This is a genomic window from [Borrelia] turdi (assembly GCF_030439285.2).
Classification (GTDB): Bacteria; Spirochaetota; Spirochaetia; order Borreliales; family Borreliaceae; genus Borreliella; species Borreliella turdi.
The window spans coordinates 18,049-35,000 of record NZ_CP179625.1 but is presented as its reverse complement, the minus strand read 5'-3'; the positions used below and the strand labels follow the sequence as shown (position 1 = coordinate 35,000).

The following is a 16,952-nucleotide window of genomic DNA, read 5'->3' as shown; positions in this document are numbered from 1 at the left end:
AAACTCAACTTTCTCAACTTCCTTACCAGCAGTTATCAGCTTCTCCAGCAAGTCACTAACTTCTTTAACAACACCCCCAATGGCACTTCCTGTATTTTTTCTTCTTCTGAGTTACTTTCTCCTTTAGGTAATCCGTCAATACCTTTTTTTGTATCTTCTAACTTTTTAACCATAGAAGAAAAATAATTTTTTACATCAGATTTTTTTGGGTCAGCTTTAAGTCCAAACACTTCTGCAACTAATCCTCCAAAAGAGTTGAATACATCTAAGAATCCATGTCCTAGATCTATAAGCGACTGGTAAAATCTATTTGTTGCATCGTTATTGTTAGCGTTATCAGCTTCTCCTGCATTGTTTTTGCAATTCATAAAAACAAGAAAAGCTACTAAAGATATTACACTTGATATTTTCTTCATATTAGTCTCCTTAATTGAAAAATATAAGATATAATCTTATATCAAAAATCAGCTTTAACAAGTGTAAGTGTTAAAAAATTTAAAACTATTCTTTGTAACAAAGAATAGTTTTAAATTTTTTAACACTTACACTTGTTAAAGCTGATTTACAAGAACACATAATTAGTAATTTAATCAAATTACTAATTAATAATACTAATTATAATTCAAAATAAAAACAAAGAGACAGAAATACTTTTTTAAAAGTATACCCATTCAATTCATTCAAGATGTCTCTTTAAATTTTAAAGTTAAATTTATAAATAATAATTAATAAATTTAACTTTAAATGTTATAAATGACAAAGTTATTTTTTTAAAAAAAATTTGATTATAAACTTATCAAAAATTTTCTTTTATAAAAAATTTTAAAAAAAAATTGAGATATGAATTGCAAAAACAATGCAGGAGAAGCTGATAACGCTAACAATAACGATGCAACAAATAGATTTTACCAGTCGCTTATAGATCTAGGACATGGATTCTTAGATGTATTCAACTCTTTTGGAGGATTAGTTGCAGAAGTGTTTGGACTTAAAGCTGACCCAAAAAAATCTGATGTAAAAAATTATTTTTCTTCTATGGTTAAAAAGTTAGAAGATACAAAAAAAGGTATTGACGGATTACCTAAAGGAGAAAGTAACTCAGAAGAAGAAAAAAATACAGGAAGTGCCATTGGGGGTGTTGTTAAAGAAGTTAGTGACTTGCTGGAGAAGCTGATAACGCTAACAATAACGATGCAACAAATAGATTTTACCAGTCGCTTATAGATCTAGGACATGGATTCTTAGATGTATTCAACTCTTTTGGAGGATTAGTTGCAGAAGTGTTTGGACTTAAAGCTGACCCAAAAAAATCTGATGTAAAAAATTATTTTTCTTCTATGGTTAAAAAGTTAGAAGATACAAAAAAAGGTATTGACGGATTACCTAAAGGAGAAAGTAACTCAGAAGAAGAAAAAAATACAGGAAGTGCCATTGGGGGTGTTGTTAAAGAAGTTAGTGACTTGCTGGAGAAGCTGATAACTGCTGGTAAGGAAGTTGAGAAAGTTGAGTTTGGCGGCAATGATAGCATTGGGAATGTTGTTGCTCAGGCTGAGGCTGCTGCTGCTAATGGAGACAGTGTCAAAGGAATTGCTAAGGGGATAAAGGGGATTGTTGAGGCTGCTGGTAGAAAGTTGGATGATGTTACAGATGCTACTACTGAGAATGGCGTGGATGCAGGGAAGTTGTTTGGCAAAAATGGTGGTAATGCGAATGCTGAAGCTGCCAGCAAGACTGCGACGGCTGTTAGTGGGGTTAGTGGTGAGCAGATATTAAAGCAGATTGTTGCGGCTGCTGGTAATGGGCAGCAGCATGGTGTTGCGGCTGCTGATGCAGCAAATCCGATTCAGGCTGCTATTGGGACTGATGATGCGGCAGCGTTTGCTGCGAATGGGATGACAAAGGATGATCAGATTGCAGCTGCTATTGTTCTGAGGGGGATGGCTAAAGATGGGAAGTTTGGGTTGAATGCTGCTGATGATACTGGTGGAAAGGGGGGTGTGAAGAATGCTGTTGAGAGTGCTGTTAAGTTGCTGGGAAAATCTGATAACTGCTGGTAAGGAAGTTGAGAAAGTTGAGTTTGGCAATGATAGCATTGGGAATGTTGTTGTTCAGGGTGAGGCTGCTGCTGCTGCTAATGGAGACAGTGTCAATGGAATTGCTAAGGGGATAAAGGGGATTGTTGAGGCTGCTGGTAGAAAGTTGGATGATGTTACAGCTGCTACTACTGATACTGGCAAGGATGCAGGGAAGTTGTTTGGCAATGGTGGTGCTGCGGGTGCTGAAGATGCCAGGCGGCTGCTGGTAATGGGCAGCAGCAACAGGACGGCGTGAGGGCTGCTGATGCAACAAATCCGATTGCGGCTGCTATTGGGACTGGTGATAATGCGGCAGCGTTTAATACGAATGGGATGACAAAGGATGATCAGATTGCAGCTGCTATTGTTCTGAGGGGGATGGCTAAAGGCGGGAAGTTTGGGTTGAATGCTGATAATGATACTAATGGAAAGGGGGGTGTGAAGAATGCTGTTGAGAGTGCTGTTAACTGCTGGGAAAATCTGATAACTGCTGGTAAGGAAGTTGAGAAAGTTGAGTTTGGCGATGATAGCATTGGGAATGTTGTTGCTCAGAATAATGGTGGTGCTGCTGATGGAAACAGTGTCAAAGGAATTGCTAAGGGGATAAAGGGGATTGTTGAGGCTGCTGGTAGAAAGTTGGATGATGTTAAAGATGCTACTACTGAGGCTAACAAGGATGCAGGGAAGTTGTTTGGCAATAATGGTGCTGCGGGTGCTGAAGATGCTAGCAAGACTGCGACGGCTGTTAGTGGGGTTAGTGGTGAGCAGATATTAAAGCAGATTGTTGCGGCTGCTGGTAATGGGCAGCAGAATGGTGCTGCGGCTGCTAATGCAGCAAATCCGATTCAGGCTGCTATTGGGACTGGTGCTGGAGCGGCAGCGTTTGCTGCGAATGGGATGACAAAGGATGATCAGATTGCAGCTGCTATTGTTCTGAGGGGGATGGCTAAAGATGGGAAGTTTGGGTTGAATGCTGCTGATGATGCTAATGGAAAGGGGGGTGTGAAGAATGCTGTTGAGAGTGCTGTTAAGTTGCTGGAGAAGCTGATAACTGCTGGTAAGGAAGTTGAGAAAGTTGAGTTTGGCGCTGATAGCATTGGGAATGTTGTTGTTCAGGGTAATGGTGGTGCTGCTGATGGAGACAGTGTCAAAGGAATTGCTAAGGGGATAAAGGGGATTGTTGAGACTGCTGGTAGAAAGTTGGATGATGTTACAGCTGCTACTACTGAGGCTGGCAAGGATGCAGGGAAGTTGTTTGGCAATGATGGTGGTGCGAATGCTGGAGATGCCAGCAAGACTGCGACGGCTGTTAGTGGGGTTAGTGGTGAGCAGATATTAAAGCAGATTGTTGCGGCTGCTGGTAAAGGGGAGCAGCAGCAGAATGGTGCTGAGGCTGCTAATGCAGCAAATCCGATTGCGGCTGCTATTGGGACTGGTGCTGGAGCGGCGTTTGCTGCGAATGGGATGACAAAGGATGATCAGATTGCAGCTGCTATTGTTCTGAGGGGGATGGCTAAAGGCGGGAAGTTTGGGTTGCAGAATGCTAATGATGATGCTGGTGGAAAGGGGGGTGTGAAGAATGCTGTTGAGAGTGCTGTTAAATTGATGGAAAAATCTGATAACCGCTAGTAAGGAAGTTGAGAAAGTTGATTTTGGCGGCAATGATAGCATTGGGAATGTTGTTGCTCAGGCTAATGGTGGTGCTGCTGATGGAAACAGTGTCAATGGAATTGCTAAGGGGATAAAGGGGATTGTTGAGGCTGCTGGTAGAAAGTTGGATGATGTTAAAGATGCTAATACTGATACTGGCAAGGATGCAGGGAAGTTGTTTGGCAATAATGGTGCTGCGGATGCTGGAGATGCTAGCAAGACTGCGACGGCTGTTAGTGGGGTTAGTGGTGAGCAGATATTAAAGCAGATTGTTGCGGCTGCTGGTAATGGGGAGCAGCATGGCGTTAAGGCTGATACTGCAACAAATCCGATTGCGGCTGCTATTGGGACTGATGAGGCTGGAGCGGCGTTTGATACGGAGGGGATGAAAAAGGATGATCAGATTGCAGCTGCTATTGTTCTGAGGGGGATGGCTAAAGATGGGAAGTTTGGGTTGAATGCTGCTAATGATGCTAATGGAAAGGGGGGTGTGAAGAATGCTGTTGAGAGTGCTGTTAAATTGCTGGAAAAATCTGATAACCGCTAGTAAGGAAGTTGCGAAAGTTGATTTTGGCGCTGATAGCATTGGGAATGTTGTTGATCAGGGTGAGGCTGCTGCTGCTGATGGAAACAGTGTCAAAGGAATTGCTAAGGGGATAAAGGGGATTGTTGAGGCTGCTGGTAATGGGGAGCAGAATGGCGCTGCGGCTGATACTGCAGCAAATCCGATTGCGGCTGCTATTGGGACTGATGATGCTGGAGCGTTTAATGCGGAGGGGATGAAAAGGGATGATCAGATTGCAGCTGCTATTGTTCTGAGGGGGATGGCTAAAGGCGGGAAGTTTGGGTTGAATGCTGCTAATGATGCTAATGGAAAGGGGGGTGTGAAGAATGCTGTTGAGAGTGCTGTTAAGAAGCCGGAGAAGCTGATAACCGCTAATAAGGAAGTTGAGAAAGTTGATTTTGGCGGCAATGATAGCATTGGGAATGTTGTTGCTCAGGGTAATGGTGGTGCTGCTGATGGAAACAGTGTCAATGGAATTGCTAAGGGGATAAAGGGGATTGTTGAGGCTACTGGTAGAAAGTTGGATGATGTTACAGCTGCTAATACTGAGAATGGCGTGGATGCAGGGAAGTTGTTTGGCAATAATGGTGCTGCGAATGCTGAAGCTGCTAGCAAGACTGCGACGGCTGTTAGTGGGGTTAGTGGTGAGCGCAGATATTAAAGCAGATTGTTGTGGCTGCTGGTAAAGGGCAACAGGATGGTGTTAAGGCTGCTAATGCAGCAAATCCGATTGCGGCTGCTATTGGGACTGGTGATGCGGCAGCGTTTAATGCGAATGGGATGAAAAAGGATGATCAGATTGCAGCTGCTATTGTTCTGAGGGGGATGGCTAAAGATGGGAAGTTTGGGTTGCAGAATGCTAATGATAATAATGGAAAGGGGGGTGTGAAGAATGCTGTTGAGAGCGCTGTTAAATTGCTGGGAAAATCTGATAACCGCTGGTAAGGAAGTTGAGAAAGTTGAGTTTGGCGCTGATAGCATTGGGAATGTTGTTGCTCAGGCTGAGGCTGCTGCTGCTGATGGAAACAGTGTCAAAGGAATTGCTAAGGGGATAAAGGGGATTGTTGAGGCTGCTGGTAGAAAGTTGGATGATGTTAAAGATGCTACTACTGAGGCTAACAAGGATGCAGGGAAGTTGTTTGGCAATGGTGGTAATGCGGGTGCTGGAGATGCCAGCAAGACTGCGACGGCTGTTAGTGGGGTTAGTGGTGAGCAGATATTAAAGCAGATTGTTACGGCTGCTGGTAATGGGCAGCAGAATGGCGCTGCGGCTGCTGCTGCAACAAATCCGATTGCGGCTGCTATTGGGACTGGTGAGGCGGCAGCGTTTAATGCGGAGGGGATGAAAAAGGATGATCAGATTGCAGCTGCTATTGTTCTGAGGGGGATGGCTAAAGATGGGAAGTTTGGGTTGAATGCTGCTAATGATGCTAATGGAAAGGGGGGTGTGAAGAATGCTGTTGAGAGTGCTGTTAAGAAGCTGAAGAAGCTGATAACTGCTGGTAAGGAAGTTGAGAAAGTTGATTTTGGCGCTGATAGCATTGGGAATGTTGTTGTTCAGAATAATGGTGGTGGTGCTGCTAATGGAGACAGTGTCAAAGGAATTGCTAAGGGGATAAAGGGGATTGTTGAGGCTGCTGGTAGAAAGTTGGATGATGTTAAAGATGCTACTACTGAGGCTGGCAAGGATGCAGGGAAGTTGTTTGGCAATGGTGGTGCTGCGGGTGCTGGAGATGCCAGCAAGACTGCGACGGCTGTTAGTGGGGTTAGTGGTGAGCACAGATATTAAAGCAGATTGTTGTGGCTGCTGGTAATGGGCAGCAGAATGGTGCTGCGGCTGCTGCTGCAACAAATCCGATTGCGGCTGCTATTGGGACTGGTGCTGCTGCGGCAGCGTTTAATACGGAGGGGATGAAAAAGGATGATCAGATTGCGGCTGCTATTGTTCTGAGGGGGATGGCTAAAGATGGGAAGTTTGGGTTGCAGAATGCTGATGATGATAATAATGGAAAGGGGGGTGTGAAGAATGCTGTTGAGAGTGCTGTTAAATTGATGGAAAAATCTGATAACCGCTAGTAAGGAAGTTGCGAAAGTTGAGTTTGGCGCTGATAGCATTGGGAATGTTGTTGTTCAGAATAATGGTGGTGCTGCTAATAAAGACAGTGTCAATGGAATTGCTAAGGGGATAAAGGGGATTGTTGAGGCTACTGGTAGAAAGTTGGATGATGTTAAAGATGCTAATACTGATACTGGCAAGGATGCAGGGAAGTTGTTTGGCAATGGTGGTGGTGCAAATGCTGGAGATGCCAGCAAGACTGCGACGGCTGTTAGTGGGGTTAGTGGCGAGCAGATATTAAAGCTATTTCTAGATACAAAATTATCTTCATCCAATTCTATTCCATCTTGATTTTTAGTCTTATCTTTGTCCGTTCTTAATAGCTCGGAAATTTCTGTACTTTTTTCTTTAATAGTCCCCCAGTCGCAACCAACTATTACAATTAAAACTACTGAAATATAAAAAATTTTATTTCCCATACACTTATCCTTCATTTTTAGATATTTAGGTGCCATTAAATATAATTTAATGGAAATTTCAAATTTAATTTCAATACGTGTAATTTTATTTACAAGTTTAATTATCTTTAGTAATTAATAAAAAAGACTTTTTAAAATTTAAAAGAGCCACTTTAAGCTGTTTATAATAATAAAAAATAGCTTGCATTTTATTAGATTTATAATTACTATTTGTGTTTGCTTTTGTGGTAGAGTGGTTATGATCAATTTTACTTGATTTTTTGTAAGTGTTGTAATGGTGGTATATCAAATCTTAGAAGCTCCCACATAGAAACTCTATGACTAGAAGAAGACATTAGATGAATCAACCATATAAATTATATGGCTATTGGTTTATAAAAAATAACGGATGCTTTTTAATTTATAATAAATAATGGAGAATTGAATGGTTTAATTAAATAAATAGTAGATAGGCTTTCTCATTTCTCAGGTTATTAGCAATAAAATAAGAAATAGAGATACTTTTGATTGTGATGTCTAATTACAATTTGTCATTAGTTGTGGGGGATATTTAAGATAGTATTAAATGTAAAAACTAAATTGGAAGACTTGGGAAATAAGTAACATTTCTTAGGAGCTAAATCAGAAATTTAAGGACTTTAAGGCAAGCAGCTTAGAAGGTTAAGCTAAGCAATTGATGGCTTGCTAGCCTTTTTTGTTTACAAGTCTAATAACTGATACAATCACAGAATTTATAAACCAATAAGGAGATTTTAAGTTATATGAAAAAAATAATAGTAATGCTTTTGGAAAATAATCTGTTTGTGATTCAATAATTAAAGAAGATAAGAGTTATTAAAAAAGTGTTTTGGTGGGATCTATGAACTCTATTATTTTGTTTTTTTGCGATATTAATCATTGTTAATGAGTTTGACAAGTAAAGCCAAAAATAAAATTATGTGGCTAAAAATTTTGAAGATGATCATCAAAAAGATAAAAAATAGTAAGTAGATGTCTTTTTAAGACTTGCAGAAAATGTAGGGATCAATCAAAAAAAGTTGCAACAAGAAAAGTCAAATAAGTCATTAATGAGTCAGATGTTAAAGTAGACATACTTTTTTTAAAAAAAGAAAGCAAAGCTTCGGTGTATGTCTCAAGTTAATGACAATGAAGGGAATAAAGCAGTTTTTTTTTATGATTCTGGGGCTAATATATTATGTACAAAGTTATTTTGATGGTTTAGAAAGTTCACCAAGCATTGATATTAAGAGTTTTAAAAAAATAAATTTTATTAGATATAAAGCGCTTAGATCTTTAAGTACTTATTTGTTTTTAATTTTTAATTATCAAGATAAATTGCCAAAATATCAACGAATAAAATAATTTTTTTAAAAACTGAATGTAAGGTGGGCAGTGAGCCTAATAAAGTGATATAAGTTTTTCTCATAAAGAGGGATAATATGAAAATATATTTAGTTTGCGTGCATTATATCTGCTTTATGAGATTTTTAAGGAAATGTTCCGATATTTGACTTTGATTTATGTTAGTATATATAGTAGGTGAGTGAATTATGAAAGCGGTTTTAGCAACGACAAATATTACCGAAGATCAAAATACAGAGAGTTTCTGAGACTGGGAATGAAACAGTTAATAGCCCAAGATTTGTCAAAAAGATATTATAACAATGAGCTTACATATAGAGATTTGGAAAATCTAGAAAAACAATTCGGTATAAGGTTCGATAACCTTATTTCTGAGATTTCTTGCTTAGAAAAGAATTTATAAAAAGACATATTTAATTTAGCACAATCTCTTAAAAAAGAAGTGTAAATTAATTGCTTTTTAAGCAGTAGTTCATATGGTTTATTTGAAAACATTGAAGAAGAGCTTTTATTATAAAAAATTAATTAGCAAATAAAGTCATAGGTGATTGAGAAATTCCGAGCTTAAGAGTATAGATTTTTGAGAAAGTTTTATAAAAAACTTTCTCAAAAAAACCAAGTTTAATAAAGCAGAGTTTTTTCAAAGCATATTTCTAACTACATAAAACTAATCATAAAAGAATAAAATAAAGTAAGAAATACTTAGTAAAGATAATCATCTTTTGAATGTTGAATACAATAAATAAAGAAATGGTATCATTACAAATTTAAAAAATGATACTAGATCTTTAAATCTTTTTTGATTTTGAAATTGGTCAATATAGTTAAGCATATACTTACTATAAGCATATGCTTTCTTAGTACCCTATAGCTAAATTCACTCCAAAGAGCTGCTGGGGTTAGATAAGTTGAATTATCTTTTTCTGCTATCAATTTAAAATTGAATGCAACAAAGCATCTAAAAAGACTGGGATCACTACCACCAGTAAAATCTTTAAAATCGCTTTTATAAATATTATTGATGGTAATTTTTTAGCTTAGTAATACCAAAGCTTATAAAACAAATTTTAAAGGGAAATTCATGATTCAGAACAATGATAATATTATTAAGGGAATAGTCGGTGATTTGAAAGGCAGTAAATATAATTCGTATAGAGGGATTGAATTAAATATAAATCAAATTAGACAATTATTTCCTATTTAGGAATCAACAATAGAATCTAAAGACGATGAAGAATTTACTCTTATTAACAAAATGTTCAGTTCATTTAGTACCCTTTGTGGGAAATACATTGATTTTGTAGGAGGACTTACATTTAACAATGTATAAAGCGTTTTATAAGAAGGATTAAATTTCTCTAATTTACTTTACTTAAAACATTTTGAAGGCAGTAAAGAAAAAGTTAATAAAATGCTAAAATTAGACACCAAAGATGAATTTTGTAAAGAAAAAGAAAATGAAAATAGCTTTATTGTAGCTAGTCTTTATTCAATAACCAAAGAAGATTTTAGGATTTTACTTAATAATTTTGAGGTACTAAAAAAAATAAAAAGTGAGAAGGTTATATTTTATCTTTAATAAAAGGATATGATAATTATTTAAGAATAAATAAACTTAACTAAGCTTAACAATTTGAGCCTAGCTTATTGTTTTAAAGGATTTATATTCATTTAATGCATATATGTTTTTACTAAAAAATACTATAAAATGATGAAAAAGTTATTCTTAGTGAAGTGATTCTTAAAGAAGGTGATAGAGAACCTAAAAAATTTTTAGAAATCTAAGAAAATAATGTTTATAAATATAAAAATGCAATAATGTATCATTGTGGGTGTTTAAGCTAAAGATATTAGAAATAGGGAGTTTATAATCTGTATAAAAAGTTCTGAATAATAAATCCTTACAAACTTAACCAATCTCTTATCTCTCTTCCTAAAATCAATAAGCTTTAAAAATCCATTATCCAAAATTTTATATTCTTTATTCAAAAATTGATACTTACTTAAGATAAATTTATCAACTTTTTCAGAATACAAATACTATCTCATAAACACAACCTGGAGAAGGGTCAATATTAATTTAAGCAAAATAAACACAATCAAAAGGCGCAAACCAATATAATTGCTTTATACCTTTTTGTTTTAATCTTTAATTATTTATAAATCTGTATTCAACTATCTCATATGTAAAGAAATGGTAATTACTTTTGCAAGAAATCTTGAGCCTGGAGTCACTTTAACAACATTAGAAATGGACTCTATAACATCTTTTTTTTTATTAATGCTTGATCCCTATTTAATAGACTTAAATCATTTAACAATATTGACCCTTTAGCCCTCTTAAACCGCTTCATCTAAGACACCTTCAGAAGCTATTAAAGCTTTTTGACTTATTCTACTTTAACAAATTCTTTTTTTTGTTAATTCTAATTCCTTATTAGAGAAAATAAAGTCGAGTTCAAAAATCGTGCTTTTAGCTTACTTATAGATGCTACTTTTTTGACCAATATACTTACTCTTCCCCCGACAAAAAAATCAAATGTAAAAGTGTTAAGACTTTATTTGGTACTTACACGGAAAATACTAAAAACAAAGAAAAAGATACTTGGGTGATAAATGACTAGAGTTTTGAAAATATCATAAAAAACTTCAAGCCAATAATATCAAATTATAATTTGGTGCTGGGAATATGAAAAAAACAAAAAATTATGTTGACAAGCTTTACAAACCTATTATTATCAAAATATAAAGAATTATTTGCTATTTACATCGAAAGAAACAATACTAACAAAAAACATTGTCCTTTAAATAAGAAAAATAAAACTCCTATCGGCTAAAAATAGATAATTATCTCAAAAATTTAGTGAACTGGCGTTTAGAGCAAACACTTATCCTGAATTTTTGACCACCAAATTTGCCAAGAGAAAGAAACACTTACAAAAAGCACCCTGGCAAAAGCTTTTGAAAATACCAAAATTTTGCATTCCAAATAATAGAAGTCTTCCTAATAATCATTTTGTAAAAAAATAGACATGATATTGATAACAGCAATCTTAATTTTCAAGGTGAACAAATTAGCAAAATTGAATTCATTCATTTACCACAATGCTGGTTGGCATTAATTAACAGATAACGCTAGATTTTGATCAACATTATTGATCTTGATGATCACATGAGTAATAAACATTTATTTATAGATTTAGAGTACACAAATTACAAAGAAAAAAAAGACCTAAAAACATCTGCTGCTTAAATGCTGCAATTATTACTTAGCTTTATAAAAGCTTATTATTTGATTTTAATAACAGTTTACACAAATCCATACCAACGCCACATAGTGTAGCAGTGCCCCTATATCAGAAAAAATTTACTCTAGAAAAACACTTGTTTACATCTGCTTGAACAAGTTGGAAAAATGTAACTATTTAAAGTAACATCTGCTGTTGATATTTTAGAAGTAATAAAAGAATGACAAAAACAATCCGTTCTTAATGACAGTAAAATAAGGTATTCATAAAATTTATAAATTTGTATTTTGGGTTTTATTTTTTATATTTTCAAGCATCGTTATATCTAAATAATTCCTTACTCAATATCTATAAAATTAAATTTAACGAATCATTGAAAACAAACTTCCCTAAAATTATCTTTATAGATGATGCTGAAATATATACTTAACATAATATTGTATTTATTTATTATTATATTTTTTCATAAGTGAATGCAGAGAAAGAGAAATACAAAGAATAAAAATATAAGACTTTAACTGTTTGATACATTTTTCAAGAATTCGATGTTATTCAAACAGCGCACAAAAACTATTCATTTCAAAGAAAAAATCTTAATACCGGTTAACTCATCTTCTCCAAAAAACCCAAAAAGAAATTTAAATATAATTAAATTAGCATCAATTAACATTCCTAAAAAATTTAAAAACCTTCTTTAGGAATCTGGGATTTCGCGTAAACAAATCAATTCATTCATATAAAAATTCTTTCGAAATCAAAAACTTATGAAAGATCGCTCAAAATATGAAATTGATGACAAGAATTTAAGGTGACTTCAAGGCGTATTTTAAAGCTTAAATAGACTGCTAAGGTGTGAAATTACTTTCGAAGAGAAGAGTATTGATTTGTAAGCCTGAATTTTGTTTTCAGAAGAGCATCCGTAGATATTGTAAATCATAATAATTCTAAGTCATTGATAAATGATGCTAGAGTAATTGATAAAATGTTTACTAATTAGAATGAATTTATTGATATTAACTTTATAAAAGTTAATATTTTTTTGCTTAGTAAACTTAGGATTGTAAAAAAGTTGCGTAAAAATCCAAAATTTGAAGTTTAATTTTATTAAATTAAGAGTAAAATTATTAAATTAAGAGTAAAAAAATTAAAATAAATACAAAAATAAATGGTTTTTTAAATCTCAACAATACTATTAAGGTAAAGATAAATATTATTGTGTGCTTGAAGTAATCTATTCTATTTCTATAGATGTTATTAAGCTTATTTTTAAATAAAATATGATATTGCCCGTTTTGACCAAAAATGAAAATTCAGATTTCAAAAACCAAAAATAACGCAATTTATTTTTCCTTTTTATCTGTAAACCTGTTACGTGTTTCTGTGTATTTTTATTAATATAAAAATACAATTTATTAACATTAAAATTTTTATTTTCTGTGATATAAGAGATTGTCATTAAAGTTGAAAGACTCATTAAATTAAAATTTAATAAAAATAAAAAATTTTATGAAAGAATTATTATTGATAAAAATTCTACTAAACCCTAAAAATTGAATTCAATAAACCTTTTACCAGATTCAATAAAAAGCATAAATACTTAATAGAAGATTAATCTTATAGGAATACTTTAACAATCTTTTGTTTTGAATTTATATCTACCCAAATTTTATAGAAATTATAAGCAGAAAATACTTTATTATTTTTTATTAATATCTAGTAGACACAAAAAAAGCCCCCTATGGGCAAGTATTTTACTACTGAACACGGAGAGAGAAAAGTTCTCTAACCTAATTTGATGATAATATATTATACAATTTTAATCAAGAGTTCACTTTTATCTTTTTATCTTTTTATCTTTTTATCTTTTTATCTTTTTATCTTTTTATCTTTTTATCTTTTTATCTTTTTATCTTTTTTATAATTTTCATACTCAATTATAAGATCTGATAAGATATTTTTTTTATCTTTAATCAGCTTCTCTAAAATAAAATAGATTCTTTTGATATCTTTTTTACAAAAATCATAAACTTTTTTATCTTTCATTAAAATTCTAATAGATTTATTTTGGGTATCAATACCTTCTTCTACGCTTTCTTCAATCATATTTTCTTTATATATCTCTGACAAGTTGTTTTTTAGTATATTTTTATATGTAGCTACAAAACCCATTTCTTTAACTTTTTCAATAGAAATAGCCCCTTCCAAAACTTTCTCATAAATTTTCAAATACATATAAGCTTGGCTTCTAGCAATTATATAAGATTCTACAAACTGTTTAAAACTTTTGAAGCCATCATACTTATAAAGTTCTTTTTGCTTAATTTCATATAAAATTTTCATTCTTTGAATTTTATTATTAATATCGGATTTTAAATTTAATTTCAACTGCTCTTTTAACTCATTGTAATTTCTCAATTCCTTATCTTGATTATTGCCCAAATTTAATTCTTTGCCTGTTGAAATTTCAACCCTTTTATATAAAGTTACCTTCTTTTTATTGTCTTTTTTTCTCATTTTTATCTCCTATTTTTAGATGATTTTTGGCAAAATTATCTGTCCGATATCGGACAACCCTAAATAAGTACTAAATAAGTACCCTTATAGTTAATAAAAATGCCAACTATAAAGAAAAAATATTTTTTAAAGTATCTTTTATTTCTTTATGATACATTTCTTTTTTAGAGGGCTCTAATCGTCCGTTTATAAGAACTTTTATACTATTTGAAAAATGGATCTTGCCTTTAATATATTCTCTATATTCTTTATAAAGCAACTCCTCCACTTCTTTTATTGTGTTTCTATTTTTTATAAACTGGTTTTCCACAATAGAAATATTATATATTTTCTTTCTAAATTTTGTAATATCATTAACTGCGTTAATCAAAATAGTAAAACTTTCTATTGACCATATTTCCACCTGAACTGGAATCACAATATAATCCGCAACATTTAAGGCATTCTTTAAAAGAAAATCTAAACTGGGAGGAGTATCTAATAAAACATAATCAAAATTATAGTTTTGCATATTTTCATTTAAATGATGTTCTAAAATAATTTCTTTGTAATCAATGGCTTCCGAATTAAATTTTCCCAAAATGGGGTGAGAGGGAATTATAGATATATAATCATTAATTTTTTTAATGCATTCATTAAAATGAAAATCTCCTTTTAACATACTGTATGTATTATATTTTTCAATATTTGAAATATATCTATTAAAATAAGAAGTTAAAGAATTTTGTGGATCTAAATCAATTAGTAGCACCTTTTTGCCCAATTCCTTTAATACATAAGAAAAAAGTATAGAAAGTACACTTTTTCCAACTCCTCCCTTAATTGAAGCCATTGTTATAATATCTGATTTTTTAATATCCATTTTTTTAAAATTCCTCCATCCGGTGATTTTTTATTGTAAAATTTGTATACCTTACTTTCCATTTTTTCTAGATGATTTAGCGTAAACTGATAATACTCAGTGTTTTCTTTTTCATTTTTTCTCAACAAAGTTCTTAAAGATAATATGTAAGCCTTAACAGATCCTTTTTTAAACCTAAACTCTATATAATATAGTTTCTTTATTGCATAAATTTTATTATCTTCTTTTTTAAGAAAAAAGGGTTTTTCAAGGTGATCCCATCCATATTTTATTCCCAAAAATTTATCATTTTTTTCCAATGAAAAAAGATTAAAAAAATAATAATCTTTATTATTATTATTAAATTCTTGAAATACAAGTCTTAATCTTTGTTCTTTGTTAGTAACTTTAAAATCGATTAAATGTTTAAATATTTTTGTATAGTATACTTTTTTGCCATCTATTTCTTCTATTTTGCTGAAAGTATCTTTTTTAATTAAAATATTGTCAATTTTCATTAAAGCTTTTTTTTGTTTTAGCTTTTTAAGTAATTTACTCAAATTTTAATCCTTTTGTTAAAGTGTTAACCAGAATATTATTGGCTATTATCCTAGCATGTCCTGAAAAACTAGTTATTTTATTTACTTTCCATTTAGTAGTATAAGTATCTTTGAATTCTCCTGCAAGAGTATAAAAATCAGTTTTATAGGGTGCGATTTTTCTCATAAAGTGAATTTTATGTTTATAAAGATTTAGCTTAGATAAGAAAAATTCTTTAATATCTTTTATCTCATAATCATATTTGAGATAATTTTTAAAATCTTTATAGTTTAATAAAGTATTTTTTAATGATTTAATTGGTTCTTTTGTATTGGAAATTATTGATTTAATTCTTTTAAAGAAAGAGTTTTCTATAGAATTCTTATTATATATATTTATATGTTGTTTATTATATACAGTGATATTTTCAGTGATATTTTCGGGTTTAAAAGATTCTTTTTCTTCCTTTACTTTTTTAATTAAGTCTACTTTAGTGTTATTAAAATATGCATTAAGCAATTTATATGCAATAGGCGACACTTTATATATACAAAGCTTTCCTTTAAATTCTCCGAAGTTATTTGAAAATGTTAGTATTCTTTTTTCTAATGCTTTTAGGTTAACCAAAAATTTTAAATCTAGCCTTAGAGTATTAATTGTAGTTTCTTTTTTGTTTTCTTTATGTATATTTGAGTTTAGTACGCGAAGTATATCTCCTTGATGATGAACTCGAAGTTTTTTTACTTTTTCAGAAGTAAAGTGTTCTTTATTAATTGAGGTATTATATTTTTTTTTAAATTCTTTATTTAAGTAATTTATTACTGAAATAATTTTTTTTAGTCTGCAGATTTTACCAATTAGTTTATTTTTATTGGTTTGGTGGTTATGGTTAGATATGGCTGGTTTCATTTTTAATCTCCATGTTCAGTGTATTTTTATCAATAATTGTTTTAATTATATTCAAAATATTTGAATAATTTCAATACCCAACTAAATATTTTATTATTTTCGGCTACTTACAGTTTTAAATCAAAGATTATAGAAATAGTGGTTTAAAATAAAATAAAGCGACTATCAGAAAAAGCCAAAGACCTTTTTCAAAGGTGTTTGTATTTAACACAGTAAATTTAAAATTTGAAAAAGGATCTAAAGGGATATCACAGGATAAAGTAAGAATCTATTTTTATAATTTTTAATTTTAGAAATAGTAGTTTACAATGTCTCATGCCGGGTTATCAGCTTCACTCATTTTAAAGACTGAAAAAAAACATTTTAAATACATGTAAACCTATTGCTTAGTGTTTTTTTGTTTAAAAATTTAAATATTTTATTGACAAACAGTTGAAGCAAAGCTTGTTGTTAAAATTGTTTAAAACCTGACTGTCAAAAGAGGGTTTTTCTTCAATTAAATTTAAAAATCGGCATCAACTTTTCTTCTAAATATCGTATCTGTAAAAACATAAGATAGATTATTGCCTTGCAATAAAGAATACGTAAACCATTTATATGGTTTAATTTCGATAATGCAGTACATCGGTAAAATAAATATACAATAGTAAAATAAATATACAATTAAATTGTATTTATTAAAAATCATATTCTATTGATATTAGATTGATATA

Annotated in this window: 13 protein-coding genes and 5 pseudogenes; 12 read left to right on the top strand and 6 right to left on the bottom strand. The window is 31.9% G+C overall.

Translation table 11 applies throughout. The features are described 5' to 3' along the window. Nucleotides 1–35 precede the first annotated feature (35 nt). Nucleotides 36–416 carry a variable large family protein gene (locus QIA31_RS06010; protein ID WP_418905470.1) on the bottom strand — a complete coding sequence of 127 codons (381 nt, stop codon included), beginning with the start codon at nt 414–416 and terminating at the stop codon, nt 36–38. A 424-nt stretch (nt 417–840) separates the two neighbouring features. Between QIA31_RS06010 and QIA31_RS06005 the strand changes: the two genes are divergently transcribed. The 12 genes and pseudogenes from QIA31_RS06005 to QIA31_RS05950 form a co-directional block, all read left to right on the top strand. Next, nucleotides 841–1,224, top strand: coding sequence for a variable large family protein (locus QIA31_RS06005; protein ID WP_418905469.1), 384 nt, complete (start codon nt 841–843; stop codon nt 1,222–1,224). Between the two features lie 56 nt (nt 1,225–1,280). Then, on the top strand, nt 1,281–2,057 hold the full coding sequence (locus QIA31_RS06000; RefSeq protein WP_418905468.1) for a variable large family protein: 777 nt from the start codon (nt 1,281–1,283) through the stop codon (nt 2,055–2,057). Further along, nucleotides 2,005–2,331, top strand: coding sequence for a variable large family protein (locus tag QIA31_RS05995; RefSeq protein ID WP_418905467.1), 327 nt, complete (start codon nt 2,005–2,007; stop codon nt 2,329–2,331). The genes QIA31_RS06000 and QIA31_RS05995 overlap by 53 nt, the downstream gene beginning before the upstream one ends. Further along, entirely contained in the window at nt 2,328–3,704 is a 1,377-nt protein-coding gene (locus tag QIA31_RS05990) for a variable large family protein (RefSeq protein WP_418905466.1), read from the top strand. The genes QIA31_RS05995 and QIA31_RS05990 overlap by 4 nt, the downstream gene beginning before the upstream one ends. Nucleotides 3,705–3,741: 37 nt before the next feature. Further along, nucleotides 3,742–4,242, top strand: a pseudogene (locus QIA31_RS05985) (variable large family protein); the annotation flags it as partial. Next, on the top strand, nt 4,223–4,951 hold the full coding sequence (locus QIA31_RS05980; RefSeq protein WP_418905465.1) for a variable large family protein: 729 nt from the start codon (nt 4,223–4,225) through the stop codon (nt 4,949–4,951). The pseudogene QIA31_RS05985 and the gene QIA31_RS05980, both read left to right, overlap by 20 nt. Before the next feature lie 11 nt (nt 4,952–4,962). Then, nucleotides 4,963–5,235: a variable large family protein gene (locus QIA31_RS05975; RefSeq protein ID WP_418905464.1), complete on the top strand. Its 273-nt coding sequence runs from the start codon at nt 4,963–4,965 to the stop codon at nt 5,233–5,235. Further along, nucleotides 5,183–5,716 (top strand): annotated as a pseudogene (locus tag QIA31_RS06280) (variable large family protein); the annotation flags it as partial. The gene QIA31_RS05975 and the pseudogene QIA31_RS06280, both read left to right, overlap by 53 nt. A 21-nt stretch (nt 5,717–5,737) precedes the next feature. Beyond that, nucleotides 5,738–6,336 (top strand): annotated as a pseudogene (locus tag QIA31_RS06275) (variable large family protein); the annotation flags it as partial. 16 nt (nt 6,337–6,352) lie between these two features. Continuing rightward, nucleotides 6,353–6,697, top strand: a complete 345-nt coding sequence (locus QIA31_RS05960) for a variable large family protein (RefSeq protein ID WP_418905473.1) — start codon at nt 6,353–6,355, stop codon at nt 6,695–6,697. A gap of 1,678 nt (nt 6,698–8,375) precedes the next feature. Beyond that, a pseudogene (gene bdr, locus QIA31_RS05955) lies at nt 8,376–8,587 on the top strand (Bdr family repetitive protein); the annotation flags it as partial. Nucleotides 8,588–9,223: 636 nt separating this feature from the next. Continuing rightward, nucleotides 9,224–9,810: pseudogene (locus QIA31_RS05950) on the top strand (hypothetical protein); the annotation flags it as partial. Between the two features lie 552 nt (nt 9,811–10,362). Here the strand turns inward: QIA31_RS05950 and QIA31_RS05945 are convergent. From QIA31_RS05945 to QIA31_RS05925, 5 genes are all read right to left on the bottom strand, one after another. Next, the gene (locus tag QIA31_RS05945; protein WP_418905472.1) at nt 10,363–10,470 is read right to left on the bottom strand and encodes an OMS28 family porin; all 108 of its coding nucleotides are present in this window, start codon (nt 10,468–10,470) and stop codon (nt 10,363–10,365) included. A 2,855-nt stretch (nt 10,471–13,325) separates the two neighbouring features. After that, complete coding sequence (locus QIA31_RS05940; RefSeq protein ID WP_418905461.1) at nt 13,326–13,949, bottom strand: chromosome replication/partitioning protein; 624 nt, start codon at nt 13,947–13,949, stop codon at nt 13,326–13,328. Between the two features lie 106 nt (nt 13,950–14,055). Continuing rightward, entirely contained in the window at nt 14,056–14,811 is a 756-nt protein-coding gene (locus QIA31_RS05935; RefSeq protein ID WP_418905460.1) for a ParA family protein, read from the bottom strand. Further along, nucleotides 14,784–15,350 (bottom strand): DUF226 domain-containing protein, encoded by a 567-nt coding sequence (locus tag QIA31_RS05930; RefSeq protein ID WP_418905459.1) that lies wholly within the window; start codon nt 15,348–15,350, stop codon nt 14,784–14,786. Before QIA31_RS05930 ends, QIA31_RS05935 begins: the two co-directional genes overlap by 28 nt. Continuing rightward, nucleotides 15,343–16,239: a plasmid maintenance protein gene (locus tag QIA31_RS05925; RefSeq protein ID WP_418905458.1), complete on the bottom strand. Its 897-nt coding sequence runs from the start codon at nt 16,237–16,239 to the stop codon at nt 15,343–15,345. The genes QIA31_RS05930 and QIA31_RS05925 overlap by 8 nt, the downstream gene beginning before the upstream one ends. Nucleotides 16,240–16,952: the final 713 nt, after the last annotated feature.

Excerpts from the sequence above, each read along its gene's own strand:
- QIA31_RS06010 (WP_418905470.1), bottom strand. The coding sequence starts at position 416 with ATGAAGAAAATATCAAGTGTAATATCTTTAGTAGCTTTTCTTGTTTTT.
- QIA31_RS05940 (WP_418905461.1), bottom strand. The coding sequence starts at position 13,949 with ATGAGAAAAAAAGACAATAAAAAGAAGGTAACTTTATATAAAAGGGTT.
- QIA31_RS05935 (WP_418905460.1), bottom strand. The coding sequence starts at position 14,811 with ATGGATATTAAAAAATCAGATATTATAACAATGGCTTCAATTAAGGGA.
- QIA31_RS06005 (WP_418905469.1), top strand. The coding sequence starts at position 841 with ATGAATTGCAAAAACAATGCAGGAGAAGCTGATAACGCTAACAATAAC.
- QIA31_RS05995 (WP_418905467.1), top strand. The coding sequence starts at position 2,005 with ATGCTGTTGAGAGTGCTGTTAAGTTGCTGGGAAAATCTGATAACTGCT.
- QIA31_RS05980 (WP_418905465.1), top strand. The coding sequence starts at position 4,223 with ATGCTGTTGAGAGTGCTGTTAAATTGCTGGAAAAATCTGATAACCGCT.
- QIA31_RS05925 (WP_418905458.1), bottom strand. The coding sequence starts at position 16,239 with ATGAAACCAGCCATATCTAACCATAACCACCAAACCAATAAAAATAAA.